The organism is Sandaracinomonas limnophila (assembly GCF_004005965.1).
GTDB classification, from domain to species: domain Bacteria; phylum Bacteroidota; class Bacteroidia; order Cytophagales; family Spirosomataceae; genus Sandaracinomonas; species Sandaracinomonas limnophila.
On the sequence record NZ_SACY01000001.1, the window covers coordinates 68,261 to 95,048 of the forward strand.

General features: G+C 32.8%; 30 protein-coding genes and 1 tRNA gene. 20 read left to right on the forward strand and 11 right to left on the reverse strand.

Features of this window, described 5'->3' with window-relative positions; genetic code table 11:
* On the forward strand, positions 1-639 hold the full coding sequence (locus EOJ36_RS00310; RefSeq protein ID WP_127802027.1) for an O-methyltransferase: 639 nt from the start codon (positions 1-3) through the stop codon (positions 637-639).
* A gap of 2 nt (positions 640-641) precedes the next feature.
* Here the strand turns inward: EOJ36_RS00310 and EOJ36_RS00315 are convergent, their stop codons facing one another.
* Positions 642-2,252: a LysM peptidoglycan-binding domain-containing protein gene (locus EOJ36_RS00315; protein ID WP_127802028.1), complete on the reverse strand. Its 1,611-nt coding sequence runs from the start codon at positions 2,250-2,252 to the stop codon at positions 642-644.
* Positions 2,253-2,357: 105 nt separating this feature from the next.
* Here EOJ36_RS00315 and EOJ36_RS00320 point away from each other — a divergent pair, with 105 nt between their 5' ends.
* Both EOJ36_RS00320 and EOJ36_RS00325 read left to right on the forward strand, forming a co-directional pair.
* Positions 2,358-2,924, forward strand: coding sequence for a DUF3109 family protein (locus EOJ36_RS00320; RefSeq protein WP_127802029.1), 567 nt, complete (start codon positions 2,358-2,360; stop codon positions 2,922-2,924).
* Between the two features lie 60 nt (positions 2,925-2,984).
* A complete protein-coding gene (locus EOJ36_RS00325; RefSeq protein ID WP_127802030.1) occupies positions 2,985-3,296 on the forward strand; it encodes an MGMT family protein in 312 nt (103 codons plus the stop codon).
* A gap of 57 nt (positions 3,297-3,353) precedes the next feature.
* On the opposite strand, the gene mtgA is transcribed toward EOJ36_RS00325, so the two are convergent.
* From mtgA to rfbC, 6 genes are read right to left on the reverse strand one after another with little or no spacing between them, the layout of a single operon-like run.
* Positions 3,354-4,145, reverse strand: a complete 792-nt coding sequence (gene mtgA / locus EOJ36_RS00330; RefSeq protein ID WP_127802031.1) for a monofunctional biosynthetic peptidoglycan transglycosylase — start codon at positions 4,143-4,145, stop codon at positions 3,354-3,356.
* A gap of 48 nt (positions 4,146-4,193) precedes the next feature.
* Positions 4,194-5,318, reverse strand: a complete 1,125-nt coding sequence (hemW, locus tag EOJ36_RS00335; protein WP_127802032.1) for a radical SAM family heme chaperone HemW — start codon at positions 5,316-5,318, stop codon at positions 4,194-4,196.
* 5 nt (positions 5,319-5,323) lie between these two features.
* Positions 5,324-6,553 (reverse strand): M16 family metallopeptidase, encoded by a 1,230-nt coding sequence (locus tag EOJ36_RS00340; protein WP_127802033.1) that lies wholly within the window; start codon positions 6,551-6,553, stop codon positions 5,324-5,326.
* A gap of 12 nt (positions 6,554-6,565) precedes the next feature.
* Entirely contained in the window at positions 6,566-7,483 is a 918-nt protein-coding gene (locus EOJ36_RS00345; protein WP_127802034.1) for an aspartate carbamoyltransferase catalytic subunit, read from the reverse strand.
* 3 nt (positions 7,484-7,486) lie between these two features.
* Positions 7,487-8,026: a bifunctional pyr operon transcriptional regulator/uracil phosphoribosyltransferase PyrR gene (gene pyrR, locus EOJ36_RS00350; protein WP_127802035.1), complete on the reverse strand. Its 540-nt coding sequence runs from the start codon at positions 8,024-8,026 to the stop codon at positions 7,487-7,489.
* Positions 8,027-8,054: 28 nt separating this feature from the next.
* Positions 8,055-8,594 carry a dTDP-4-dehydrorhamnose 3,5-epimerase gene (rfbC, locus tag EOJ36_RS00355; RefSeq protein WP_127802036.1) on the reverse strand — a complete coding sequence of 180 codons (540 nt, stop codon included), beginning with the start codon at positions 8,592-8,594 and terminating at the stop codon, positions 8,055-8,057.
* Positions 8,595-8,677: 83 nt separating this feature from the next.
* On the opposite strand from rfbC, the gene pyrF reads away from it, so the two are divergent.
* Both pyrF and EOJ36_RS00365 read left to right on the forward strand, forming a co-directional pair.
* The gene (gene pyrF, locus EOJ36_RS00360) at positions 8,678-9,505 is read left to right on the forward strand and encodes an orotidine-5'-phosphate decarboxylase (RefSeq protein WP_127802037.1); all 828 of its coding nucleotides are present in this window, start codon (positions 8,678-8,680) and stop codon (positions 9,503-9,505) included.
* Positions 9,506-9,604: 99 nt separating this feature from the next.
* Positions 9,605-10,012 carry a DUF2721 domain-containing protein gene (locus EOJ36_RS00365; RefSeq protein ID WP_127802038.1) on the forward strand — a complete coding sequence of 136 codons (408 nt, stop codon included), beginning with the start codon at positions 9,605-9,607 and terminating at the stop codon, positions 10,010-10,012.
* A 273-nt stretch (positions 10,013-10,285) separates the two neighbouring features.
* Here the strand turns inward: EOJ36_RS00365 and glgB are convergent, their stop codons facing one another.
* Positions 10,286-12,184: a 1,4-alpha-glucan branching protein GlgB gene (glgB, locus tag EOJ36_RS00370; RefSeq protein WP_127802039.1), complete on the reverse strand. Its 1,899-nt coding sequence runs from the start codon at positions 12,182-12,184 to the stop codon at positions 10,286-10,288.
* Positions 12,185-12,310: 126 nt separating this feature from the next.
* Here glgB and EOJ36_RS00375 point away from each other — a divergent pair.
* From EOJ36_RS00375 to EOJ36_RS00395, 5 genes are all read left to right on the forward strand, one after another.
* Positions 12,311-12,382, forward strand: a tRNA-Glu gene (locus EOJ36_RS00375).
* Positions 12,383-12,465: 83 nt separating this feature from the next.
* The gene (locus tag EOJ36_RS00380) at positions 12,466-13,218 is read left to right on the forward strand and encodes a DUF3667 domain-containing protein (protein ID WP_127802040.1); all 753 of its coding nucleotides are present in this window, start codon (positions 12,466-12,468) and stop codon (positions 13,216-13,218) included.
* Between the two features lie 115 nt (positions 13,219-13,333).
* Positions 13,334-13,828 carry a hypothetical protein gene (locus EOJ36_RS00385; RefSeq protein ID WP_127802041.1) on the forward strand — a complete coding sequence of 165 codons (495 nt, stop codon included), beginning with the start codon at positions 13,334-13,336 and terminating at the stop codon, positions 13,826-13,828.
* 9 nt (positions 13,829-13,837) lie between these two features.
* A complete protein-coding gene (locus EOJ36_RS00390) occupies positions 13,838-14,572 on the forward strand; it encodes a hypothetical protein (protein WP_127802042.1) in 735 nt (244 codons plus the stop codon).
* A gap of 2 nt (positions 14,573-14,574) precedes the next feature.
* On the forward strand, positions 14,575-15,336 hold the full coding sequence (locus EOJ36_RS00395) for a hypothetical protein (RefSeq protein ID WP_127802043.1): 762 nt from the start codon (positions 14,575-14,577) through the stop codon (positions 15,334-15,336).
* Between the two features lie 383 nt (positions 15,337-15,719).
* On the opposite strand, the gene EOJ36_RS12105 is transcribed toward EOJ36_RS00395, so the two are convergent.
* Positions 15,720-16,814, reverse strand: a complete 1,095-nt coding sequence (locus EOJ36_RS12105) for an acyltransferase family protein (protein WP_127802044.1) — start codon at positions 16,812-16,814, stop codon at positions 15,720-15,722.
* A 152-nt stretch (positions 16,815-16,966) separates the two neighbouring features.
* Here EOJ36_RS12105 and EOJ36_RS11900 point away from each other — a divergent pair, with 152 nt between their 5' ends.
* The 3 genes from EOJ36_RS11900 to EOJ36_RS00410 all read left to right on the forward strand — a co-directional run bounded on the left by EOJ36_RS11900 (position 16,967) and on the right by EOJ36_RS00410 (position 18,937).
* A complete protein-coding gene (locus EOJ36_RS11900; RefSeq protein ID WP_164847793.1) occupies positions 16,967-17,116 on the forward strand; it encodes a hypothetical protein in 150 nt (49 codons plus the stop codon).
* Positions 17,117-17,176: 60 nt separating this feature from the next.
* On the forward strand, positions 17,177-17,626 hold the full coding sequence (locus EOJ36_RS00405; RefSeq protein WP_127802045.1) for a hypothetical protein: 450 nt from the start codon (positions 17,177-17,179) through the stop codon (positions 17,624-17,626).
* Positions 17,627-17,728: 102 nt separating this feature from the next.
* Entirely contained in the window at positions 17,729-18,937 is a 1,209-nt protein-coding gene (locus EOJ36_RS00410; protein ID WP_127802046.1) for a T9SS type A sorting domain-containing protein, read from the forward strand.
* 20 nt (positions 18,938-18,957) lie between these two features.
* On the opposite strand, the gene EOJ36_RS00415 is transcribed toward EOJ36_RS00410, so the two are convergent.
* Positions 18,958-19,578 (reverse strand): Crp/Fnr family transcriptional regulator, encoded by a 621-nt coding sequence (locus EOJ36_RS00415; RefSeq protein ID WP_127802047.1) that lies wholly within the window; start codon positions 19,576-19,578, stop codon positions 18,958-18,960.
* Positions 19,579-19,709: 131 nt separating this feature from the next.
* Between EOJ36_RS00415 and EOJ36_RS00420 the strand changes: the two genes are divergently transcribed.
* From EOJ36_RS00420 to EOJ36_RS00430, 3 genes are all read left to right on the forward strand, one after another.
* The gene (locus EOJ36_RS00420) at positions 19,710-20,309 is read left to right on the forward strand and encodes a Crp/Fnr family transcriptional regulator (RefSeq protein WP_127802048.1); all 600 of its coding nucleotides are present in this window, start codon (positions 19,710-19,712) and stop codon (positions 20,307-20,309) included.
* Between the two features lie 304 nt (positions 20,310-20,613).
* Positions 20,614-21,921 carry an alginate export family protein gene (locus EOJ36_RS00425; RefSeq protein WP_164847794.1) on the forward strand — a complete coding sequence of 436 codons (1,308 nt, stop codon included), beginning with the start codon at positions 20,614-20,616 and terminating at the stop codon, positions 21,919-21,921.
* Between the two features lie 115 nt (positions 21,922-22,036).
* Positions 22,037-22,603 carry a YceI family protein gene (locus tag EOJ36_RS00430; protein ID WP_127802050.1) on the forward strand — a complete coding sequence of 189 codons (567 nt, stop codon included), beginning with the start codon at positions 22,037-22,039 and terminating at the stop codon, positions 22,601-22,603.
* A gap of 42 nt (positions 22,604-22,645) precedes the next feature.
* On the opposite strand, the gene EOJ36_RS00435 is transcribed toward EOJ36_RS00430, so the two are convergent.
* Positions 22,646-24,082: a sodium:solute symporter gene (locus EOJ36_RS00435; protein ID WP_127802051.1), complete on the reverse strand. Its 1,437-nt coding sequence runs from the start codon at positions 24,080-24,082 to the stop codon at positions 22,646-22,648.
* A 60-nt stretch (positions 24,083-24,142) separates the two neighbouring features.
* Between EOJ36_RS00435 and EOJ36_RS00440 the strand changes: the two genes are divergently transcribed.
* Genes EOJ36_RS00440 through EOJ36_RS00455 form a run of 4 tightly spaced genes read left to right on the forward strand, consistent with a single transcriptional unit; the run spans position 24,143 to position 26,782 of the window.
* On the forward strand, positions 24,143-24,466 hold the full coding sequence (locus tag EOJ36_RS00440) for an ATP-dependent Clp protease adaptor ClpS (RefSeq protein ID WP_127802632.1): 324 nt from the start codon (positions 24,143-24,145) through the stop codon (positions 24,464-24,466).
* Positions 24,467-24,468: 2 nt separating this feature from the next.
* Entirely contained in the window at positions 24,469-25,083 is a 615-nt protein-coding gene (recR, locus tag EOJ36_RS00445) for a recombination mediator RecR (RefSeq protein WP_127802052.1), read from the forward strand.
* Positions 25,084-25,087: 4 nt separating this feature from the next.
* On the forward strand, positions 25,088-25,807 hold the full coding sequence (locus EOJ36_RS00450; protein WP_127802053.1) for a superoxide dismutase: 720 nt from the start codon (positions 25,088-25,090) through the stop codon (positions 25,805-25,807).
* A 3-nt stretch (positions 25,808-25,810) separates the two neighbouring features.
* The gene (locus EOJ36_RS00455) at positions 25,811-26,782 is read left to right on the forward strand and encodes an isopenicillin N synthase family dioxygenase (RefSeq protein ID WP_127802054.1); all 972 of its coding nucleotides are present in this window, start codon (positions 25,811-25,813) and stop codon (positions 26,780-26,782) included.
* Positions 26,783-26,788: the final 6 nt, after the last annotated feature.

Here is a 26,788-nt window from a genome sequence, read left to right on the forward strand (position 1 = left end):
ATGGAGATTGTTAACGAAGGAATTGAGGAATATGCACGTCTTCACTCGGGTCCTGAATCAGATTTATTGAAGGAACTAAATCGAGAAACCCACGCCATGGTCATGCAACCACGGATGCTTTCAGGGCATCTTCAGGGGCGATTTCTTTCGTTTATTGCTAAATTAATCAATCCTAATTTAATAGTAGAAATTGGAACTTATACGGGTTATTCTGCACTTTGTTTGGCAGAGGGTTTAGCTGAAAAAGGTAAATTAATTACGATGGATGTAAATGAGGAGTTAGAATCGTTTACAAGGTCTTTTTTTGACCGTTCCGAATTTGCCTTGAAAATAGATTATCGTATCGCAGATGCCCAATTTGAAATTGAAAAAATTGATGGCCCAATTGATTTAGTTTTTATAGATGCAGACAAAAAATCGAATGGTTTGTATTTTGATTTATTAATTGATAAAATTCGACCAGGTGGAATTTTAATAATTGATAATGTCCTTTGGTCTGGAAAGGTGATTGAAGAAAACGCAAATGATAAATCGACCAAGGCTCTTCGCGATTTCAACCAAAAATGTTTGGAAGATTCGCGCGTCGAGAAGGTAATGTTGCCTATTCGCGATGGTTTATTGATGCTTCGTAAAAAATAAATCTATTTGATTTTTATTATTTGGCCAGATTTTAGGCCATTTTTCAATAATTCTTTATTCAATTTCAAAATATCATTTACTGAAATACCATATTTTTTTGAGATTCCGTAAAGCGTTTCTCCATCTAAAACTGTATGTTCCTTGGGTAAAGTGATTTCCCTTTTGGGTTCAATGGTTTCTTTTTTAAATTCTGAACTTGATAGTACAATTTTCGACTCCTTTTCAGGTAATTTACTCTCTTTCCAAGGTTCTTTTTCTGCCCTTTCAGGAATAACCGATATGATTCTTGATTCAGCTGGTTCAATCAAGAAACTTTCTTTTTCCTCTTTTGTTGTTATTTTTCTCGGACCTTCTATTTGCTCTTCTTCATATTTTTCTTCTTTAGTTTCTTCCTGCTTTAATTCATTGTTTTTTGTATACAATGACTTTTCATCCATTTTTTTTGAAATTAATTCCACCATTGGAATTTTTCGAACATATTTTATGGGTTGTCCTATGGATAATATACTATTGGGCTCTATATGATTTAAGGAATAAATTTCCGATAAGGTCATCCCATACTTTTGAGCAATTGAAGTTAAATTATCTCCAGGAACAATAGTATGAATTTTCGTTTCAACCTCCTTACTTAATATTTCTTTGTGCTTTTTCTTAGGTAATAGGTTTTTGTTTACCGGAAATAATTGAGTGGTGTCAACAGAGGCAGTTAGGACAAATGTTTTAGGGTCTTCAACCGGAATGGGCCTCTTTTCAGGAATTTTTTGTTCTTCTGGTACTACCTCTGAATCCAAATAATAATTTAAATTCGAAGGATGATAAATAATATAGTTTTTATCGCTAGGAACATAATCTTTTAAAATCCACGGATTAAATTTTTTCAAATCATCGTAACTAATTTTCAGTTCATCTGAAATTTCTAATAAATTTTTACCTTGAATTTGAGAATAGGTTAACAACGACGGGGAATTCGCATAAGTCGGATTTTGAGCAAATTGATCTTCCCAAAAGTTTTTATAGGCTAAAAATCGCAATACATACCAGTCCGTAGAGGAGTCTACTTGAATCTCACTTTTTCCATTCCATTCGGGAAAAATCGACATTTTTTTTACAGATCCTAAACCCAAACGATAGGAAAGTAAAGTACTAACCCAATTATTTAAGACATTATTGTTTCTGTTAAAATAATTTACAGCACCTTTTGTAGCCTCAATGATATGTCTTCTTTCGTCAACATCAGAATTGACTTTAAGTCCGACATCCTTTGCCGTATCATATTTGAATTGCCAAAATCCAACTGCATTAGAAGTAGAAATGGCATTGCCATTGAGCGCACTTTCCTGTACACACAAATATTTAAATTCATTCGGAATGCAACCTTCATTCAACACAGGCTCAATCACAGGAAAATACAATTTCATTTTTTCCAACATACTCGCCACGTAGCGTTTGTTGGATCCTAACATTTTAAATTCTTTTTCTAAAATTGGTTTAGCCGATTCATGGATTGCCACTTTAATCGCTCCGATTTGAATAGTGTCTGGAACGCTAATAGCTGAATAACCGCTGATGTTTAAGGCAAGAAATAGAAAAAGGAAATTGAAATTTTTTTGCATTTTTTCGATTAAGCAAAATCTAATTACAAAATTACTATTAATATTTTAAAACGTTGCATTTCGTATAAAATTACATTTTGAATACCTTTGTTAAAATTTAAAATTATGTATTTAATAGATGATACTGTCATCACGAGTGACATTTCTCAGGAATTCTTTGTGTGCGATTTGTCGAAATGCAAAGGGGCTTGTTGCATAGAAGGCGATTTGGGTGCTCCCTTAGAAGAAGAGGAATTGGAAATTATTGATCGAATTCAAGCCGACATTGAGCCTTATTTGTCGGAAATCGGTAAAGAAGAAATAAAAAAACAAGGTACTTGGGTCAGAGATGAGGATGGCGATTATTCTACTCCAATTATCAAAGGTCGCGAATGTGTATATGCAATTTATGATGATAAGGGCTATTTGAAATGTGCTATCGAACAGGCTTATTTGGACGGCAAGGTGGATTTTCAAAAACCTATTTCTTGTCATTTATATCCCATTCGAGTTTCCAAATTAGCCGAATTTAAGGCCGTGAACTATGAGCGTTGGAGTATTTGTTCAGATGCCTGCTCACATGGAAAAAGTCTAGGTGTACCTTTATATAAGTTTTTAAAAACTCCTTTGATTCGCAAATTTGGTGAAAAATGGTATGAGGAACTTGAGAGGGAGATTGTAAATGAATTATGAATTATGAATTATGTTTCCTTTAATTAACAATTAACAATTTACAATTAACAATTATTAAAAGTGGATTTTAATGACATCTACGAGGTAGTCCGATTAATTCCATCAGGTCGTGTGACTTCTTATGGAGCTATCGCGGCTTATTTAGGTAGTAAAGGTGGTGCAAGAATGGTTGGTTGGGCTATGAATGCAAGTCATAGTCAAAGCGATATTCCTGCACATAGAGTTGTTAATCGAAATGGACTTTTGTCAGGAAAAAACTTCTTCGGACCTGGAAAAATGCAAGAATTATTAGAAAAAGAAGGTATTAAAATTGTGGATGATCAGATTGTTGAATTTAAAAATGTTTTTTGGGAACCAAGTATAGAATTGTGAATGATGAATTATGAATTATGAATTATATTTCATTAATTAACAATTAACAATTAACAATTATAAATTGTTTTCCTCCAAAAACTTCTTTCCACCCAGCATGCGCATTTGTCGCTGAATTTGTGAAGTTCTCCTTAAAACATATCCAGAAGGATTTTCGATTGAAAAACGAATAGGATTCGGTAATACTGCAGCTATTCTGGCGGCCTCAGATTTGCTTACCTCTGTGGAAGTATGATCATAATATTTTCTACAAGCTGCCTCTACACCAAAGGTCATTTTGCCAGTTTCAGCAACATTTAAATATACTTCTAAAATTCTTTTTTTACCCCAAATTAATTCAATCATAAAGGTAAAATAGGCTTCCAAGCCCTTTCTAATATAACTTCTGCCTTGCCACAGGAAAACATTTTTGGCAACTTGCTGACTTATCGTACTTGCACCTTTAATGCGCTTGCCTTTCATGTTATTTTTTGCCGCACCAATCATGGCATCAAAATCAAAACCATTGTGATCTGGAAATAATTGATCTTCTGAAGCGATTACTGCTAAGGCACAATTTCTATCAATTTCCTCATAAGAGGCCCAATTGCTATATATTTTACCTGATTTTCCTTCTGACCATGCGTCTAATTTCCTAGACATCATCGTAGGAGTGAAATAAATTGGCAGGAATTTTCCCAATAACAAAGCACCCATTGAGGTTCCCCAAAGGATTAAAATTAGCTTGAATAAAAATCGGATAATTTTGTTTTTGGACTTCTTTGATTTGTTTACAGCAGAATTGGATCGACTAAATTTAGAGCCTTGCAGCTCTCGTTTGGAAGAAGATGTGTCAATTCGTTTGGCCATAAATAGATAATTGTTTGCAAAAATAATAGGCTTTTTTGAATTGCGGAATTAAATGAAAAAAATATCTGAACTTAATTTATCTGCTATTAATTTTCCATTTTTTGTTAAAATCAAGTGCTCTCCTTCAATTTTTGCCTTGCCCTCTGAAATCCAAGTTTTTATGATTAATTCTGGATTTTCTAATTTGTTTTCCTGAATCAAAGAATTAAATTCTTGCATCGGCAAACCCCATTTGGTCCGCAAACGGGTCATAACCATTTCATTTAAAATATCCTTCACTTTTAATTCTTCCTTTTCAAAATAAGGCTCATTATTCATAATGCCTTTTACATATTTTCCATTACTTGACACATTCCATTGCCGAGAAACTCCATTGTAACTATGTGCTGAAGGACCAATCCCTAAATATGATTCTTGAAACCAATAACTTGAGTTATGAATCGAAATTTGCCCATTTTTAGCAAAATTTGAAACCTCGTATTGCTCAAATCCATGTGCCTCTAATGTGTCTATTATTTGGATAAATTGCTGTTCCATCAACGATTCATCAGTTTCTTTGAATTGTCCCTTTTTCTTTAAATTACCGAAATAGGTTTTGGGTTCAATTGTTAAACTATAACATGAAATATGATCCACATCACAGGCTATTAATTGTTCTAAATCATACCTTAAATCTTCCATTGAATTTCCAGGTATTCCAAAAATTAAATCTAAGCTAATTTTATCGAATCCTTGTTTTTTAGCATTTTTTATGGCCTCTAAAGATTGTTGTATGCTGTGATTTCGATTTAAATAGGGTAGATTTTTTTCATGAAAACTTTGAATTCCAATACTCAATCGATTTATGCCAATTTCATTTAATTCTTTTAAATAAATTGGATTTAAATCTTCGGGATTCGCCTCTAAACTAATTTCAGCATCTGGTAAAATGGTGAAATTTTGTTGAATTGTTGTAAAAATTTTGCTTAGATCTGATTTTGTCAATAGGGAAGGAGTTCCGCCACCCACATAGATTGTTGAGAGTTTATTCGTGCCTAAATAATCTTTTCTAATTCTTATTTCTTCACAAATAGCTTCAATTATTTCTTCCTTGAGCTTTAAATTCGTGCTAAAATGAAAGTCGCAATAGTGACAAGCCTGTCTGCAAAATGGAATATGAAGGTAAAGATGCACAGGGCTTAGGGTTCAAAGATTAATCTGCTTATTTGATCTTCTTGAAACATTTGATTGGATAATTCTTGGACTTTTTGAGGTGAAATGGCATCAATTTGTTGAAAAATCTCCTCCAAACTTTCTATTTTTTCCCTATCTAATAAACTTTTAGCCATCATCAACATGAAATTCAAATTTCCCTCCTCAGCCATCGCCAATTGTCCTTTTAATTGGGATTTTATCTTTTGCAATTGAGCTGGACTCAAAGTTTTCTCCTTCAATTTGTTCATTTCTTTGCCAATCAATTTGAGCGCTTTGTTAACCTGATTAGGCTCAGTCCCAAAATAAATGGCCCAAAAGCCGGAATCCATATAAGAGGTGAAACTTGCATCAATGTTATAAACTAATCCATGCTTTTCCCTTACCGATACGTTTAACATGGAATTCATGCCGGGCCCACCCAACAAATTAATGATCATGAAAAATGCTAAGCGGTCGGGATGAAGAATTTCAAAAGATTGTCTACCAATTGCAACCTGCGATTGACTCATGCCTCTTTTTATTTTCTTTTCTAAAGGTGCATTAGGTTTTGGAATAACTCGCTGCTTTAAATTGGATTTTTTTGCAATGCCTCCTAAATGCTTTTCTGCCCATTGAAATACTTTATGATGACTCAGCTTGCCAATCGAAGACACAACAATTCGGTGTGTATCTAAATGTTCATCAATAAATTTCCTCAAATCAGATGGCTGAAAATTAGAAACTGTTTGCTGAACGCCTAAAATATTATACCCCAAAGAATGATTTGGAAATAAAACTTCATCAAAATCATCCTGAATGGCATCTTCCGGATTATCGTAATACATGGCCATTTCTTCCAAAATGACAAATCGTTCCTTTTCTAATTCTTTTTCTGGAAATGTTGAATTGAAGGTGATATCCGATAATAATTCAAGTGCCCTCTCGTAATGCGGACTCAAAACCGATGCGTGAAAACAGATTTTTTCTTTGGTTGTATAGGCATTTAATTCACCGCCAATAACCTCTAATCTGTTAATAATTTGTAAATTATTCTTTTTCTGAGTTCCCTTGAAAGCCATGTGCTCCCAAAAATGTGCCAATCCTTGGTTCGTTTCATTTTCGTCCCTACTTCCAATATCCAACATAATTCCTAAATGCGAAATTTCCGTATGTATCACTTGCCTGTGAACAACAGTAATTCCATTGGAAAGAATATGGGTTTTAATTGACTCCATTGGGGTATATTTTTATTGACGTTGAGCCAATAAATACAGAACTGCCATACGAACAGCGACTCCGTTTTCTACTTGATCTAATATAATTGAATGTGGAGAATCTGCCGCATCAGAACTTAATTCTACTCCGCGATTGATTGGCCCAGGGTGCATCAAAACGATTTCTTTGGGCAATTCTTCCAACATTTTACGGTTGATACCAAAAGTTAAGGCGTATTCTCTTAAGCTAGGGAAATATTTAATTTGTTGCCTTTCCAGTTGAATTCTCAAGACATTTGCCGCATCACACCATTGTAAAGTTGATTGGACATCGTGCGAAACCTCGACTCCTAAACTTTGAATATGTTTGGGAATTAAGGTACTAGGACCACAAAGTCGGACGTTAGCCCCTTGTTTTTTTAGAGCATAAATATTCGATAAAGCTACACGAGAATGTAGAATATCACCAATGATTGCAATGTTTTTTCCTGCTAAATCACCTAATTTTTCTTGTAGGCTAAAGGTGTCGAGTAAGGCCTGAGTTGGATGCTCATGCGTCCCATCTCCAGCGTTTACGATATTGGCCTTGATGTGCTTGGAAAGATAATGTGGTGCACCTGGACTTGCATGACGCATCACAAGCATGTCCACTTTCATGGCTAATATATTGTTAACTGTGTCTAATAACGTTTCGCCTTTTTTAACAGAACTGCCAGATGCTGAGAAATTGATGGTATCTGCAGAAAGTCTTTTTTCTGCTAATTCAAAGGATAGTCTGGTTCTGGTGGAATTTTCAAAAAAAACATTGGCAATCGTTACATCTCGCAGGGAAGGAACCTTTTTGATAGGGCGGTTTAAAACCTCTTTAAATTCCTTTGCCGTTTTAACAATCAATTGGATGGATTCTTCATCCAAGTCTTTGATTCCTAATAAATGTGGCGATTTCAACATAGTTTATTGATTTGTAATTAACCAAATTTTATCCGCTTTATGACCTTGTTCTTTCCACTCAACATGGACTTTTTCGGTGTTCAAGGTGTTAACTGATTTTCCGACATAGTTGGGGTGTATCGGCAAATCACGATTATAAATTCTGTCTATCAGTACACAAAGTTCCACTTTAGCTGGTCTACCAAAAGAGGTCATGGCATCTAAAGCAGAGCGTACCATTCTACCTGTTGCTAAAACATCATCGCAAAGAATTACTCGTTTATTTTCTATGATGAATGGAATATCGGTAGAATTGGGTTCTAAATGTTCTCTTCTACGGTAGTCGTCTCGGTAAAAAGTTGCATCCAATTTACCTAATAATGGCGCATTAGGCATATTTTTGGCAAGTTCTTGAGCGATTCGCTCAGCGAAATAAATGCCTCTCGGTTGCAAACCTAAAATAACTGTTTCAATACCAGGTAATTGATTTTCAATGAGTTCTTGACATAACCTAGAGATGGTTATTTCTAAAAGAGGGCTGGAAAGAATCAATTTCCGCGTCATTAGTGCAAAGTTACCAATTATTTATGGATTAAAAAATTTCCTCGTTTGAATCAAATAAAGGTAAAATTACATCCTTTTCTGAAACATTAGGAGCTTTAGTTTCCCAATCGATGTTTAAGGTAGGGTCATTGTATCGAATTCCCGATTCAGATTCTTTATTCCAGAATTCAGTGCATTTGTACACAAAAATAGTATCTTCCAATGCTTCAAAACCATGCGCAAAACCAACAGGAACAAAAAGCATATTTCCCTTTTCTGCATCTAACTGGAATTTACGATATTGTCCGAATGTGGCCGAATTTTTACGTAAATCTACCACTACATCGTTTACTTTACCTTGCATGCAACGTACTAATTTGCCTTGTCCAAAAGGTTTTTTTTGAAAATGTAGGCCTCTAATAACACCTTTGGTAGAATAAGAATAATTATCTTGAACAAAATTTCCAGGAATTCCATTTTTTTCAAAAAGCCTTTGGTTGTACGATTCGTAGAAATAACCTCTGTCGTCGTGAAATTTTGTAGGAATACATTCTACAATTCCTGGTAAATCGTGTGCGATAAATTGCATAAAATGGCTAAAAATTATTTAATTTGTATCAAATTTATTCAAAATTAGCCATTTTTCAAAAAAAGCGGCCTTACATTTATCCAATGAAATTAAACGAATTAGTTCAACAGATTCTTCAAAAAAAATCCTATTTGTGTGTGGGTTTGGATTCCGATCCAAAATTAATTCCCTCCAAATTTAAAACTGAAAAGGATCCTATTTTTTCGTTTAATCAAGCAGTAATTGAAGCCACGGCTGATTATGCCGTAGCCTACAAACCCAATATTGCTTTTTATGAGGCATTGGGACCAAAAGGATGGGAGACTTTGCAGAAGACAATGGAGATTATCCCAAAAGAAATTTTTACTATTGCAGATGCCAAACGAGGAGATATTGGTAACACTGCCACCAAATATGCTCAAACTTTTTTTGACCCAAGTTTTTGTGGATTAGATTTTGATTCAATAACAGTTGCACCCTACATGGGGGAAGATTCTGTAACTCCTTTTTTAGCTTTTGAAAACAAATGGGCCATTTTGTTGGCCTTAACTTCTAATCCAGGTTCTTTAGATTTTCAATTGATAAAAGATGAGAGCGGTAAAACCTTCTACCAAAATGTCTTAGAAAAATCGCAAGAGTGGGGATCTGTAGAGAATATGATGTACGTAGTAGGAGCCACAAGAACCGATTATTTACAGGAAGTACGCAAATTTGCCCCTAATCATTTTTTATTAGTTCCCGGAGTAGGAGCACAAGGTGGAAGCTTGGAAGATGTTTCCAAATACGGAATGAATAAGAATGTGGGCTTATTAGTAAACTCTTCAAGAGGTATAATTTATGCCGGAGAAGATACGTTTATATCTGCCAAAAGAGAGGCTAAGAAAGTGCAGGAGGAGATGGAAATCTATTTGGAAAAATATTATGAGTTATGAGTTATGAGTTATGGGTTATGAGTTATGAGTTAATTTTTTTTCATAACCCAAAACCCAAAGCCCATAACCCATAACCCCAAACCCATAACCCACAACTCTATGGATGAACTAGCCATCAGCACCCCCGCATTATTGTTTTCAATCATTAGTTTGTTAATGATTGCTTTTACGAATCGATTTATGTCGATGGCGTCTTTGATACGCGATTTGCACGAACGTTTTTTGAAACAACCCGATAAAACTATTTTGATTCAAATAAAAAATTTGAGAAAACGGATATCCATGATTCGGAATATGCAAATTATTGCTATTACAAGTCTATTGGTCAGTATTTTATGTATGTTTTTTATTTTTTGGGGGATGGATATCATCGCCAAATGGCTTTTTGTAATGGGATTAATCGGCCTAAGTATCTCTCTTATTATTAGCGCCTATGAAATCATGATTTCAACCGAGGCACTTGATGCAGAAATTTCTGATATGGAAGAAGAGATAAAAAAATCTTAGAATATTTTCATTTTTGAATTTTAGTAGTATTTTTGTGGATAATAGTAAGAATTTTTTATACTTAAAAAATATAATACTACTTAGGCGGATTGAATAAAGGCTCGGGATTTTTCTGAGTCTTTATTGTTTTTAAAAGTATATAAGAATATGAGAATATTAGAATATGTGAATATATGTTCTATATCTCTTAGGTTCTAAAAATCCTCAATTTATAAATTCCACAATTATCATATTCCTCAATTCTCATATTCTTATATTCCTCAATTCCCATAATCAAGGCTTAAGAATTATCGCACTCAACGGCGGTAAATTAATTGCAATTGAAAATGCTTTTCCCTGCCAATTGATTTCTTCTGTCATTGCAGCTTTGGCCATTTGGTAGCCAGAACCTCCAAATTCTTTGTCATCTGAATTGAAAGCAACTTTCCAAACCCCTGGCAATGGAACACCAATGCGATAATCCTCTCTTGGTGCAGGTGTTAAATTTAGAATAACTATGGCTTGTTGTTTGGCAGTTTCTCCTTTTCTTAAATAAGTTATAACAGAATTTTGTGAATCGTTCGATTCAATCCATTCAAATCCTTCATGTGAGAATTGTTTGCTGTAGAAGGTTGGGTCTTGAGTATAAATTTTATTTAAGGCTTGAATGGTTTTTTGAATGCCTTTATGAGAATCAAATTCAGTTAAATGCCAATCTAGGCTTTGGTCATGATTCCATTCTTCTCTTTGACCAAATTCACCACCTTGGAATAATAATTTAGATCCCGGATGAGTAAATTGTTCTGCAAATAATAATCGCAAGTTTGCAAATTTTTGCCAATCATCACCTGGCATTTTGTTCAATAACGATTGTTTGCCATAAACTACCTCATCGTGCGAAAGCGGTAAGCAGAAATTTTCTGTAAAGGCATAAATCAAAGAAAACGTTAGATCGTTTAAATGATATTGGCGATATACGGGGTCTTTAGAGAAGAAACGAAGAGTGTCGTTCATCCAACCCATCATCCATTTTTGACCAAATCCTAATCCACCCTGAAATACTGGTTTTGTAACCCCAGGGAAACTTGTGGATTCCTCTGCGATGATTTGAATTTCAGGAAATTCGCCATAAATATGAACATTTAGATCTTGCAAGAAGCTAATAGCCTCTAAATAATGGTTTCCGCCATACATATTTGGCTCCCATTCGCCATCGTTTCGAGAGTAGTCCAAATATAACATTGAAGCAACCGCATCCACGCGAAGACCATCTATATGGTATCTATCGCACCAAAATGCGGCATTGGAAAGTAAAAAAGATTTTACTTCATTTTTTCCATAATCAAAAATATAGGATTGCCAGTCGGGATGAAATCCTTTTTTTACATCATAATGTTCATATAAAGCCCCGCCATCAAAGTTTTTTAATCCATGAGCATCGCCCGGAAAATGGGAGGGTACCCAATCGAGAATTACACCAATCCTCGCTTGGTGCAGTTTTTCAATCAAAAGCATCATTCCCTGTGGATCTCCAAAGCGAGAGCTAGGTGCAAAATATCCAGTAATTTGATAACCCCAAGATGGCGCAAAGGGGTGTTCCATGATTGGCATGAATTCTACGTGCGTAAAACCCATTTCTTTCACATAAGGAACTAATTTTTCAGCAAAATCTTGGTAGGAGAGGTAGTCGTTTTCCAATGTTTTCATCCATGAACCTAGGTGAACCTCATAGATAGACATAGGTGCGGCCATTGAATTTTTGACTTTTCGATCGTTCATCCAAGTTTGGTCGTTCCATTCTTTATAGGTGTTCCAAACAATAGAAGCGGTTTTAGGAGGAGTTTCGCAAAACAAACCCATTGGGTCTAGTTTTTCAAGGTATTCTCCAGATTTGGTCACGATACCGTATTTATAGGCTTCACCTGTTTTGATGCCTGGGATAAAACCTTCCCAGATGCCAGATTCGTCCCATCGGCGATAGAGTGGGTGGGAGAATTTATCCCAAAAGTTAAAATTCCCGATTACCTGAACATTTTCGGCATTTGGGGCCCAAACGGCAAAGAAAACTCCCATTTCTCCATCAACTTCTAGTTCAAAGGCACCTAATTTTTCATAAAGTCTTGTGTGTTTGCCATTTAGGAATAGGGCAACATCAAAATCGCTTAATTTAGAGTATGGTTTAACCTTTGACATATTGGATTATTTGAATGGTAAAGCTAAAATAGAAAAAAAATAACGAAAAAAACTATAATTTTTTTTGAATTTGGTATTTGCAATTAATTAAGATTTTACTACCTTTGCACCACAATAACCCATTATGGTCCGTTCGTCTAGGGGTTAGGACACGTCCCTTTCACGGATGAAACACGGGTTCGATTCCCGTACGGACTACAAAAGCCACTCTATGAGTGGCTTTTTTGTTTTTTTAAAATTTGTAAATTACTATCTTACATGCTCGAATCTAAATATATTTAATGCAACACGAGCAAAACCAAACTTGTAAGAATTGTCAGGCTATTTTGGAAAGTAAATTTTGTTCAAACTGTGGACAAAATGCGAACACGCACCGAATCACATTTCATGATATTTGGCACGATATACAACATGGACTGATGCATTTTGACAATGGTGTTTTCTTTACCATTAAACATCTCCTTTTAAGTCCGGGTAAATCCATTAAGGAGTTTTTAGAAGGAAAAAGAGTCAATCATTTCAAACCCCTTTCATTTGTCTTAATTCTTGCCACTATTTATGCATTTATTGGAAAGCATTTAATCATCGACTCCTTTCAATTGGCTAGTAAAAATCAAATCATTTTAACTTATTTAGAAACAATTGAATTTACCTTAGAGCATTTAACCTATGCCATCATCATATTAATTATTACAACCTCCATTTCCTCATTTCTCATTTTTAAAAAACAAGGATTCAATTTTGCAGAGCATTTGGTGATAAATTCGTATTACCGTGGACTATTTTTGTTATTTCTTATTTTGGTCATTCCATTTACCTATTTTTCCAAGACCATCGGAATTAATACCATTCTGCTCAACACCGCATTACTTCAAATGTTCGATTTTAGCATCATGCTTTGGAGTTATTTTAGGTTATTTGACAAGTACCCTGTTTGGAAATATTTGCTTTTAACAGTTGTAAGCTATGTATTGATGTCCATGTTTAATATCATGATTTTCAATTTGTCTTTTTTTGTGTTTAAAAATCTTTAATTTTTCATCTAATTCATAGATTTTAAAATAGAATTAATTTGCTATAAAATATTATTATTTTATGCTACCTTTAAGCTTTACTAAAATTCTATTTATATCATGAAAAAAATTATTCTTGCAGCTTTCGTTGCATCAAGCTTATTTGCTTGTCAATCCAAAATCAGAAACAACAAGTACAAACAATTTTCCAGCAGAAGCTGATGGATACACTTTAGCAGCGTCAGACAATATTGAATTGGCTAGAAAATCTGCTAAATATATTGAGTCGGGCGATACCGCTGCTTATCGTGCTACGTATTCTGCTGATGCAGTTATTCATGAAAATGCTGCCGATGAAACCGTAAGTCAAAACATGGCAGCCATACAAGCCGTTAGAGATGCTGGAGTAAAAATCACAATCGATTCTGGCGCTATTTACCATGAAGTCGTTTATTCTACGCCTAAAGGTGGACATACTAATTATGTTTTCGCCTATATGGTAATGACGATGGCAAAAGGAGGTAAGCAATTGAAAATAAATATGCACGCTGTTGATGCCATCAAAGAAGGCAAACAAGTTGAGGAATGGTTATTTTATGATACCAAAGGGGTAGCCGAATTATTGAAATGATTTCATTTTATGGAAGTACATCATCCGCATCACTCAGGCCATAAAAAAAAATGGTCTGAGTTATTGCTAGAATTTTTTATGCTTTTTTTAGCAGTAACTCTTGGTTTTTTTGCGGAAAATATCCGTGAAACTATCGCAGAAAAAAATAAGAAAAAAGAAACCTTAGAGGCAGTTGCTAATGATTTTAAGAAAGATTTTGAGCAATTAAATTTTCATCGAAAATTTGTTTCCAATAAAATTAAAATATGTGACAGCATCGATTTTTTAATTGATGAAAATCCAAAATTAGTTGATCAGCAGGTGTTTTATCGTTTGATGAATAATTCCATTACCTTTTGGAAATTTAATTCTAACAGCAGAAGTAGAATTGAATCAGAAGCAAGAGGGTATTTTTCCGAAAAAGGGAATGAAGACTTGGCAAACTGTATTTCAAAGTATAATTTTCATTTAACGGATTTTATCGACAATACAGAAATGGAGGCAGACCATTATGTTAAATTTTATGAATATAATAATTTGAAAAATTATTTAGACATGAAATTGGAAAGAATAGCTGGCCGCTTCCCCAATGTAAATTTGCCTCATAAATTAGGAATTAAACCTATCTCTGATGAAAATAAAGAACGACTTCGTGGTTATTTAATTGGGGTTCGAGAATTTAACGACATAAGCTTATATAACATCGATTCACTTCAATTTTATGCTAATAAAGCGATACAATTAATTAAAAAACAAAAAGAATAAAAATGGAAGTACATCACCACAGCCATCATCCGAAGAAATTAAAAGAATATCTGCAGGAATTTCTGATGCTATTTTTTGCAGTTTTTTTAGGTTTTATGTCGGAATATTATCTGGAATATCGGGCAGAGCGACATAAGGAGCATGATTATCTAGTAAGTATGACCAAAGACCTAAAAGCAGATTTAGATGATATGCATACCAAAGATCAAACTATGGATGAACTGTTGTTATCTGGTATGAAAATCACCTCTATTATCTATAAGCCTAATTGGGAAGATTCAGATGTAGATAGTCTGTATTTAAATAGCATCAACATGGTTACTCGTTTTATTACATTGAACTTTTCATCGGGAACAATTGATCAACTACGAAATGCAGGTGGATTTCGACTCATTTTAAATGAGGGAATTGTAGCAAAAATCACAGAATATGAAAAAGGGAAGCAACTCATACAAGTTCAGCAAGAGGCCATGATGGAACGATGGTCTAAGGTGCATCATATGCAAAATAAATTATTACATCTCAATGTTTTTGGACAGCCAGATAGAACTGGAAAAATCACCTTGAATAGAGATGAATTAAATAAAATTATTTCACAAACCGGGAAAGCTTTTCTAACAAGTGATAAAAACACATTTTACGAATATTCCAATTATGTGAATGTATCAAAAGGATATGTTGCGTTTTATCAAATTATGTGCAAAATGCAGCAACAAAAAGCCCAGGAATTGATAAAACTTATTGAGCAAGAGTTAGTGCATTAATTGTTTAAATTATTTTCCCTTTTTATTCTTTAAAATATCTTCTGTGAATTCTTTCATTACAGAAATGCTGTATAAGATGAAAAGGAGTGATAAAATGCAGGTTAATAGTAGTATATCTAAATTAGTCATCTTATTTCCTTTTAGAATTTATAAAATTTAATAAACCTAAAATGGTAGGGGGCCAAAGTCCGATAAATGTTGCCTTGGAAGCATTATTTTCTACTAAATAAATGTATTCACTGTAAAAAATACATGCGATACAAATTATGAGAATCAGTAATTCACTAAGCCCAAGTTTTTTCATTACTAAAGAATTGCTAATTTTTAAAATTTAAATATAAATAATTTATTATTAAATATGATTATTAATATAAGTGAATTGTTTACCTTCTGATTCTTCTTTTGTATTTTCCAAAATAATTTATGAATTTCATTTCAATTAAACTGTAAGTTAAATTTGAATAAATTATACAAATAAGTAGGGTACTTATTAATACAGACCATTGATTTAAAAGATTATCCTCTAATCTCAATTTGTCTAAAATTGGTTTCATGACAAAATTTAATATCAACATATGATTTAAATAAATCGAATAGGATATTTTACCTATAAATGAAAATAAATTTGATTCTAATATTTTTGAAAGAATTCCATTGGTATTTGCCAAAATAAATAGACCTAAACCAAAATAAGCCAAAATGAAAATTGAAAGGAATAAGTTGTTTAAAGGATAGGTTAAATAATTTTCAAAAGTGAAAATGTATAAAAGGCCAATAATAAATAAGTATTCAAAAATATGTGGTAATTTTTTTGAACAAATTCTATGAAGAAATTGAGAAAAATAACCAATAAAAAAACCTAATAGACCTCTGAGCCAACCTAATGTATGTGTAGAAAAAAATAAAATTTCATTAAGTGATTTAAAATAAATTAATATAATAAATAGGACTAAAAGGATAATTAAATGGCGGTTACTATTTTTTTTTACGGAGTAAAATAAAATTCCAAACAATAAATAGTTGATAATTTCTGATGAGATGGACCAGGTTACTCCATTAACTGATGCATCATCTGGAATCAAGCCAAAAGAACTCGTAAAAAAAATGTCTGAAAAAAATGAGGTTAAATAATTATTTTTAAAGCCTTCAAATAAAAAAAGTAAAAATAAATAAACAATTGAAGTATAAAATAATAAGGGATATAATCGTAAAAATCTTTTTAATAAATACTCTTTTAAATTATTAAATGTATTTAATTTAAATTGATAATTTAAAGAAATTACAAAACCTGATAATACAAAAAAATAGTCGACAAAAATAAATGATAAATATCTGAAATTTGAATCTGAAATGTATGGAGGAAGATTAAAAATGTGATAATGCTGAATAAGAACTAATAAGCAAAAAAAGCCTCTTAATCCATCAAATTTAGTTAAATAATTAGTTGCCTTTAGGTTTTTCAATTTTAAAATTTTCATTTTGAATTAATATCATTAATTTTAAAAAAAACGAAAGTAGTTTAATCAAATGTAAATAATTTAAAGTTATTCAATTAATGTTCAAAAATTATTTAATTCTTTTTTTATTCTTTTTTATTTCCTTTCAATCAAACTGCCAGCGAATTTATTCGATGGTTTTCAATAAACTTCCTCAAGATTATCAGTTTTATCAAAGAGAAGAAGATAATTATGCGCATATAAAAATTAAGGGGGTAATTGAACTTTCTGATTGGTCTTATGTAAGTGTTGTGATTTCAAAAGATGGAAAACCTTATGCCTAAACAAAGGATAAATTCTCCTATTCAAAGGATAATTTATCAATAGGTACTTTTCAAATTTCAATGGATTTAAAATCCGAATTAGCAGAATATGATTGCAAATTTTACGCAATAAGGAATGCAAGTGATTCCGTTTTAATGGCGACTAGGACTAATATTGTAGTTGGTGATTCCTATATTGTGAATGGTCAATCAAACTCTTATGCAGGGTTTGAATTTCCCGACTCTTATAAGGGGAAATTTAGTAGAAGTTTTGGAAGATTTTATTCTGATTATTTTAATTATGATAAATATCTTGAAAGTGATACTTTATGGTCTTTAGCTAATGTGAAATCACCCGTTGGTCAATTTGCAGGTGAATTGATGCGATTGATTATTGAAAATGAAAAGGTTCCAGTATGTATAATAAACGGAGGTAGTGGGGGTTCAAATATGGATTATAATTTAATTAGAAATCCAAGCAACCCAATTGATTTTAATTTGTCAAGTGGTAGGTTATTATATAGAGTTTAAAAAGCAGGTTTAGACAAAAAAATTAAAGCTTATATTTATAGGCAAGGTGAAAATGATGCAAATGCATTTCCAATTCTATGGAAAGATAAATTTTTAAGCTTGGTGGAATATGTTAAAATTGAATATCCAAGCTTAAAAAAAATATATTTACCACAAATAAATGCAACCTCTGGAAATGAAGTTAATCAGGAAATTTTAAGAAATGATCAACGAAATGTGACTTCAGTTGATGGTTTTATTAAAGGATTTGCAACTATTGGTACATCTGGATTTGATGGAGTACATTACAATACTCAAGGTTATAACCAGTCTGGATTGGAGCTATATAGAATATTGGCAGAAGATTTTTATGGCAGGCCTCATAATCAACTAAATTATAGTCCTAATATTACTCAAATTCAATATTTGAATAATCAAAAAACTAAATTTTTTATTGAGTTTGACAAAGGACAAAAAATAATTACTCCCAAAGATACTTTATTGAAAGATAAAAATGGATTAGATGTGTTAAAAAAGCCTTTTGATTCATTCTATTTTAAAGACTCTGGATTTCCAACAGAATCTTCTAAGGAAGAAAATATTAAAAAAATTTATGGTAAAAATAATTACTTATACTTTGAATTGAATAGTGCTCCAACAAAGGATATATTAACTTATTTGCCTGCATATTCAAGTGAAATTAATCTGATTCCCATTTGTTCTGGCCCATTTATTAAAAATGAATTGGGCATGAGAGCTTTTTCTTTTGTAAATGAAAAAATTAAAAATTATTTACCAATTAAGGAAAATGATTTAGACGGTGATTTAATCCCTGATGATGTAGATGATTGTCCTTCAATTGTTAATCCAACTATTTCTGATATTATAGTTGAAAATGATTTTACCTTAACAATTAATTCAACTTTAAAATCTATTTGGTATTTGAATGGGATTCCAATTGAAGGTGAAAATAAAAATAAATTAATAACCTATAAACCGGGTGAATATTCTGTACAATTAATTAGTGATAATGGATGTTCAAGTTTAAAATCAAAAACTTATAATAAAATAATTTTAGGTAAAAAGGAAGAAGTAGAGTTTGATGTTTTTCCTAACCCAATTTCTAATCAATTTTTGATAAGAAATAGGACAAGCTCTGATTTACTTGAAAAGGTTATTATTTATGATATTCTCGGTAAAGAAGTATTGAATATTCATTCAATATCTGGTGATTTACTTATTAATGCTGAAAATTGGCCTACAGGAAAATATTTTTTAAATGGTTATACTTCAACTGAAAAAAAATATCATTTTCAAATAATAAAGGAGTAAAGGCCATTTTTAATTCTGAATTATTTGTAATTCTCTTTATTGGTCCTACTTTTATCTAACTCCATTGCTTCCTTTTTGATTTTCGACAAGTAGGTGGTATCAATTCCTAAAAAAGTAGCTAATTGTCTTTGTGAAAGCCTGTTCAATAATTGCGGGTTGAATTCGCCTAAATATAGATAGCGCTCCAAGGCATCCTTTGTGCGTAAAAAAGTACAAATATTTTGAAGTATACAGAGATAATTTAAGATTTCTTTAACAGCAATTTGTCCAATTTTACTATTTAAATCCAATATTTTAAGGAAAGTAGATTTTTTCATCGTATAAATTGTACAGTCTTCCAAGGCTTGTACCGCTTCATGATTTTTATGACCATTGACAAAACTATTGGGAATTAAAATAAAATCACCTTCCATTGAAAACCAATTGACAAATTCTTTTTCTCCTTCCAATGTAAATTTTCGCAATAGTCCTTTTTCTACATAAGCTAAATCTTCTTCAATTTTTCCAAAATTAAATAAGAAATCGCCCTTTTTGAGTTTTTTTACAAAGGCATATCGCAAAATTAAATCTATGAGAATGGTGATCGCTTCCCCTTTTAGGTTAAGTGTTTGGGTTAATTTTTCTGAGAGTTTCTTTTCCATAATTTTATTGAAATACAAATTACCTAAACCCCAATTAATAATAATGTAAAAAAAAATGCAATGACAAAAACTTTACAAAATAACCTTTTGAATTCATCAGCAATTGTTGTCTTATTATTTACTTTCATTGCATGAAAAATGAAATATCCTTTTTAGATAAAATATCTAACACTAATTATTACAATGTAAAAAATCCCAAAATCAATATTTCACCGATTCAATTTTTTGTGAGTAAAATATTATTACAAAAAAAGAAAAAGGGAGAATTACTGTTAAGGCAGGGAGATGTTTGTGACAAAATGTATTATTTTGAAAAGGGATTGGTTAAAGTTTTTGCAACCCAAAATGACAATGAAGTGGCAACTTGGTTTTCTAAAGAAGGGGATTTTTTAACCTTGGTAAATAGTTTTAACTATGGGGTGCCCTCTCATGAATCTATTGAAGTTCTAGAGGATATTTCTTACTACGCAATTCCAAAAAATTATTATTTTCAATTATTAGATTTTAGCTCTCAAATTTCTTTATTCACCATGTTTGAAATGTTGAAAAACGTTTGCGAGTACCAGACTCAAACCATTATGCTGAGAACTATGAAAAGTCAAGACCGATATAACTATTTTGTAGAACATTATGCTGATTTGATTGATCGAATAAATCAGAAGGATCTGGCTTCCTTTATCGGTTTGGATGAAACTTATTTGTCTAAAATTATCAATGATTCTAAAAAATAATACAATTCAACATTGAATTAAAACTAAAAAGGCTGAATTTAAAAAATTCAGCCTTTTTTTCTGTGTTCTAAATTATATCATCAATCTTTTTCCCGTATAACCCGTATGGTTAGGTGGTTAGGATTAGCACAAAATTATAACGCTTAAACATAATAAAAATTGTGATTTTGCAACTTTTTTAAATAATTTGAAAAAAAATTAAAATTGGTCGTGATAATCATCACAGAATAAAAAAATATTTAACCTACTTTTACATAAATTTTATATTGTGTCGGGTAGTTTTTGTAAAATAGTATTTGGTTTTTTGCTAATTTTTTCTCCAGACTTATTGTTTGGACAATTTGCCTATAAATCTCGTTCAGAGGATTTTGCATTATCTAAATCTTTTTCTGATTCCCTTTCAAATTCTAAGCGAGAGGTTAAAATTGGAGGTGAAATTAGAGAGTATTTGCAATCTTATCAAAATCTAAATTTTGGACAAATACCTGCCTCATTCTCAGATCCGAATCCTACCCAATTGTGGCATCGGGTTTTATTCAATACTTCCTTTAAACTCGGTAATCATTTTCGAATTTTTGGCCAATTAAACTCCACTTTTAGGTTGTTTAACCCAAATCCAATCGTTTCCCAGGTCGATCAAAATAGTTTATCCATTCAACAATTATTTGGTGAATTTAAACTCAGCAAACATAGTATTTTGCGACTTGGTAAGATGGAAACTTATTTTGGTAATGATCGTTTAATGGCAAATAGGGAAGGTCCAAATAACAGAAACTCTTATGTAGGGGTCAATATTCGAAGGTATTTTCCAAAAGTCCAGTTAGATGCCTTTTATTTGCATCCAATGATTCAAAAACCAGAATTTTTAAATGACCAAATAGCAGATGAAAATATTTCTGGTGTTTATTTTAGTAATTGGAAATTAACAAAAAACGCTGCTTTTGATGTTTATGGAATGTATCTTGAAAGCAACGCTAGAGAATATTTATATAAATCCGGACACGAACAAAGACTTACATTAGGTTCACGCATATTTAAAACCACAGGTAAATGGCAATACGTTTTTGAAAATGCTTTTCAAGGAGGAAAGTTTAATGATTTAACTATTGGAGCATTTATGTCTATATGGGATGTTTCTTATGCTGTATCTAAAAAAGTAAGCTTAGCCTTCTCAGGAACTTATGTGCCAGGAGATACAGATTCCAATGATGATAAATTAGGAACCTTTAATACTTTATTCGCTAAACCACCTTTCGGACAAACTGTTGCCTTGAATATTACGAATATGGTCAATTGGAGTCCTTATATTAAATATCAATTGCATCCGAAAAGTTTTGTGATTCTAAGGACATCTTTAGTGTCTCGTGCAAGTACAAATGATGGGATTTATACACCCAATATGCAGCAATATCGTCCAACAGCCAATAAGTTAACCTCATCAAATTTGACAAAAGTAACAGATATGTATGTTGTGGAATGGAATCTCTTCCCCAATAAATCCATTCAAACCTTATTAGAATTTGGCTATTCAAAGGCTGGCGATTATTTAAAAGAAACAGGTGCAGGAAAGGATGTAACTTATATTGCTTGGCGTGGTGCTTATCGCTTTTAATGGGTAAAAATTTGGATTTTCGTCTATTAAAATCACTGAATTTTATAATTCATAATTCATAACTTATAATTCATAATTTATTTTACTTAGTTTTGCTTTCTAAACAAATCAAAATATGAAAAAAATAGTTATCGCTTCTGCTTTATTCTTGGCAAGTTCATTAGTTGGTTTTGCTCAAACGTTTAAGGTTGACAAAGCACACTCAAAATTAGGATTCTCTGTAGTTCACTTAAGTATCTCTGATGTTGAAGGCTCATTTAAGATTACTGATGCAACTTTAACTTCATCAAAAGATGATTTTTCTGATGCTTCTTTTGCTTTAACAGCTGATGTAAACACAGTAAATACTGATAATGAAAGAAGAGATGGACATTTAAAATCAGCTGATTTCTTTGATGCTGCTAAATTCCCTACAATTTCTTTTAAGTCTAAATCATTTACGAAAGTTGCAGACAGAAAATATAAATTGGTTGGCGATTTAACAATGCATGGTGTTACTAAAGCTATTACTTTAGACGCTACCTTAAACGGTACAACTAAGAATCGTGATGGTAAGAAGGTAGCTGGATTTAAGGTTACAGGTTCTTTAAATCGTACTGCCTTTGGTGTGGGTTCTATGCCAGCTGCAATGGTTGGAGAAGAAATTGAATTAAAAGCTTCTGGAGAGTTTATCCAAGAGTAATTAATAAAAGAAAATTAAAAGGGGAATTTGATTCCCCTTTTTTTATGGCTTTTTTCGAATAATCCAAAGTAAACTAAAACAAATTCCGCCATTGATTAACAGTTTGGAAAATCCAAATCCACCAAACCAATTTTGGGCCTGTGCTTCCAAAATATAAGTTAAAATCGGAGAAGATATACATACGATAGGTACCCACTTATCTTTTAGAGGAATTTTGGTAAAAAGCCCAAAAGCAAATAGTCCTAATAATGGTCCGTAAGTGTAACCAGCCAAATTAAATACTGCAGCGATCAACTCCTGGTTATTGAATAGGTGAAAAAGGCCTATGACAACAACAAAAAGTGCAGAAAAGCCAATATGTACATATTTTTTTAGTGATTGCCTTTTATCCTCTTTAAATTTTTCAATGGATAAAAAATCTATACAAAAAGAAGTTGTTAGAGCAGTAAGTGCAGAATCTGAGCTAGCGTATGTTGCTGCGATGATGCCTAATAAAAAGGTTACAGCAGCCAAGGTTCCAAATTGTCCACCTAATGCTAATCCTGGGTATAAATTATCCGTTAAATTAGGGATTGGAATTCCTTTTGATTCAGAATATAGGTATAATAATGCCCCTAAACTTAGGAATAATAAATTGATAAATACCAGTACCCAATAAAACCAGAACATGTTTTTTTGGGCTTCTCCAATCGATTTACAAGTTAAGTTTTTTTGCATCAGGTCTTGGTCAAGTCCAGTCATAACAATAGCTATAAAAACTCCGGCAAGAAAATCCTTTCCAAAGAAATGAGGGGAAGCGAAGTCCCATTCAAACATTTTACCATATTTTGATTGGCCAATGGTTTGAATCATTTCGCCAAAATTCATATCCATTTGTTGCATGACCAAAATGATGGTAATAAAGAGTGCCACTAATAAAAATACCGTTTGTAAGGTATCTGTGTAAATAATCGTTTTTACGCCGCCTTTGTGTGTATAAATCCAAATTAATAGGATAGAAACAAAAACTGTTGCTATAAATGGCACTCCAATGGGTTGAAATATGGCAATATGAAGAACATTTACTGCTAAAAATAATCTAGCAGCTGAACCGATGGTTCTGGAAAGCAGGAAAAAGGCTGAACCTGTTTTGTAAGACCAAAAACCGAATCTTTTTTCAAGGTAACCATAAATTGAAATGAGATTCAATTTATAATACAAAGGCATTAAGACTGTGGCAATAGTTAAATAGCCTAAGGAATGGCCTAATATGATTTGAAAATAGGTAAATGAGGTCTTACCCACGGCTCCTGGTACAGAAATAAAGGTTAGACCAGAAATTGAAGTTCCAATCATTCCAAAAGCAACAAGCCACCAAGGGGATTGTCTGTTTGCGGTAAAAAATGAATTGGTGTCTGCTCCTTTTGAGGTTAGGTAAGAGATAAGGATTAGTATTCCGAAGTAAATTATCAAAATACCAATAGCTAATTCAACTGACATAGCGTATTAAATAGGATTTATTTTTTAAATTTGTCTAGTACAAAATTACTTCTCAAAAATATGCAATTATTGGCTAAAAATATTTCTAAAACATGTAATTCTTTTTCTACCCAACCCAATTGGCAAGAGGAAACGGAAGTATTGGTAGAGGAAAAATTGGAAGAAAGTCATCAATTAATTGTTTTTAACGACGAGGTAAATACATTTGATTTTGTCATTCAAACCTTGATTGAGGTTTGTCAGCATAGTGTTGAACAAGCAGAGCAGTGTACCTTGCAAATCCATTTTAAAGGGAAGTGTGGGGTTAAAGCAGGTGAATTTGATGAATTAACTGCTATGCGAAATGAAATTTGTAGAAGAGGAATTTCTGCTGAAATTGAATAAGGATGAACAATTCTCAATATCCGTCACAACTCATTGAACAAGCAGTAGAAGAGATTTCTAAATTGCCAGGAATTGGTAAGAAATCTGCCTTGCGATTGGCTTTGCACCTTTTGAAACGTCCGGAAGGGCAATCAGTTCAATTGGCCTCCTCTTTAATAAAATTAAGAACTGAGACTAAATTCTGTACTACTTGCCACATGATTTCTGACGAAGATATTTGTGGGATTTGTAAAAGCAACAAGCGGGATGAAAGCTTATTGTGTGTTGTAGAAGATGCAAAAGATGTTTTGGCCATTGAGAATACAGGTCAATACCAAGGACTTTACCATGTTTTGGGGGGGATTATTTCACCCATGTCTGGAGTTTCACCATCTGATTTACAAATAGAGTCTTTGGTTAAACGAGTAGGCGAAAAAGGTTTTGTTGAGATTATAATCGGTTTAAGTCCAACAATGGAAGGTGATACAACCGCCTTTTACATTACGAAAAAATTAAAAGAATATCCTGTAAAAATTTCAACCATAGCGAGAGGAATTCCTATTGGTGGTGATTTGGAATATACAGATGAGATTACATTAGGTAGAAGTATTGTTTCACGAATTAGTTTAGACGATTAACATGATGAAAAGATCAAAATTTTTGCAAAATACTTTAGCAATTTTAGGTGCTGGTATTGCTTTACCAAGTTTTGCTAAATTGAATAAAAAAGGTACTAGTTTGGAAGAAACTTCTTGGGAAAACGCACCTTTTTCGTTGCCAACTTTGTCGTATTCTTATAGTGCATTAGAACCCAATATTGATGCCCTAACGATGGAAATACATCATTCTCGTCATCATAAAGCCTATGTGGATAATCTGAATAAGGCAATTACTGGAACAGATTTGGCATCTTCTTCTTTGGAAGAATTATTGAAAAATATTTCAAAGGCACCAGTTGCGGTAAGAAACAATGGGGGTGGACATTGGAATCATAGTTTTTTCTGGAAAGTTATTGGTCCAGCAAATGGAAATAAGCCTTCTCAAGCATTAGCTGATCAGATCGTAAAAGATTTTGGTAGTTTAGACAACTTGAAAACCGAATTTAATAAAGTTGCCATGGGGCGTTTTGGTTCGGGTTGGGCTTGGTTAGTTTTGAAGGATGGAAAGTTGTCCATTGGTTCTACGGCTAATCAGGATAATCCACTTATGGATGTTTCTGACTTAAAAGGAAAACCAATTTTGGCATTAGATGTTTGGGAGCATGCCTATTATTTAAAATATCAAAACAAGCGAGTGGACTATGTAAACGCATTTTGGAATGTGATTAACTGGGACTTCGTTTCATCACAATATACAAACTAACAAATGAAATTATTAGACGAAATTCCTTCATTAGATTTAAGTGATTTTACCTCTGGTGATCCTCAGAAAAAACAAAAATTTGTTGAAGATTTAGGAGCTGCATTTAACAATATTGGCTTTGTGGCAATCAAAGGTCATGGTTTAACCGATGGTTTTACAAAAGAATTGTACCAAACAGTTGAAGACTTTTTTCAATCCGATGATGCGGTAAAACAACCTTATGAAATCCCCGGTATAGCTGGTCAAAGAGGATATGTGGGAAAAGGAAAAGAAACCGCTAAGGGCTTTAAGGTGCCCGATTTGAAGGAGTTTTACCATGTGGGACAAGTACATAGAAATGATGGGGATTCAGTTTGGTCGGAATATCCGCAAAATGTTTTTCCAATAGAATTTCCTGAATTTGAAAAATTAACTGTTGGAGCTTATCAAACATTAGAAAATGCAGGAAAGCTGTTATTGCGTGCAATAGCTTTGTATTTACAATTGCCTGAAGACTATTTTGAGGAAAAAGTAAAATATGGTAATTCTATTTTGCGTGCCATTCATTATTTCCCAATTACAAATCCAGATGCCTTACCTGAGGGTGCAGTTCGCGCGGCTGCGCATGGAGATATTAACCTGATTACTTTATTGATGGGAGCCTCCGCAGAGGGTTTGGAAGTATTGAGAACCGATGGAAAATGGATTCCAATTACTGCCTTGCCCGACCAAGTGGTGGTAAATGTGGGTGATATGTTGGATCGTCTGACAAACCATAAATTGAAATCGACCATCCACCGGGTTGTTAATCCACCGCGTGAAAAGATGGGAACCTCTCGATATTCGATTCCTTTTTTTATGCACCCAAGATCCGAAATGGATTTAACTTCTTTGGAATCTTGTGTTGATGCGGGAAATCCAAAATTATATACTGATATGTCGGCAGGCGAATTTTTGGAGGAACGATTGATTGAATTAGGATTAAAGAAAAAGTAAAATAGT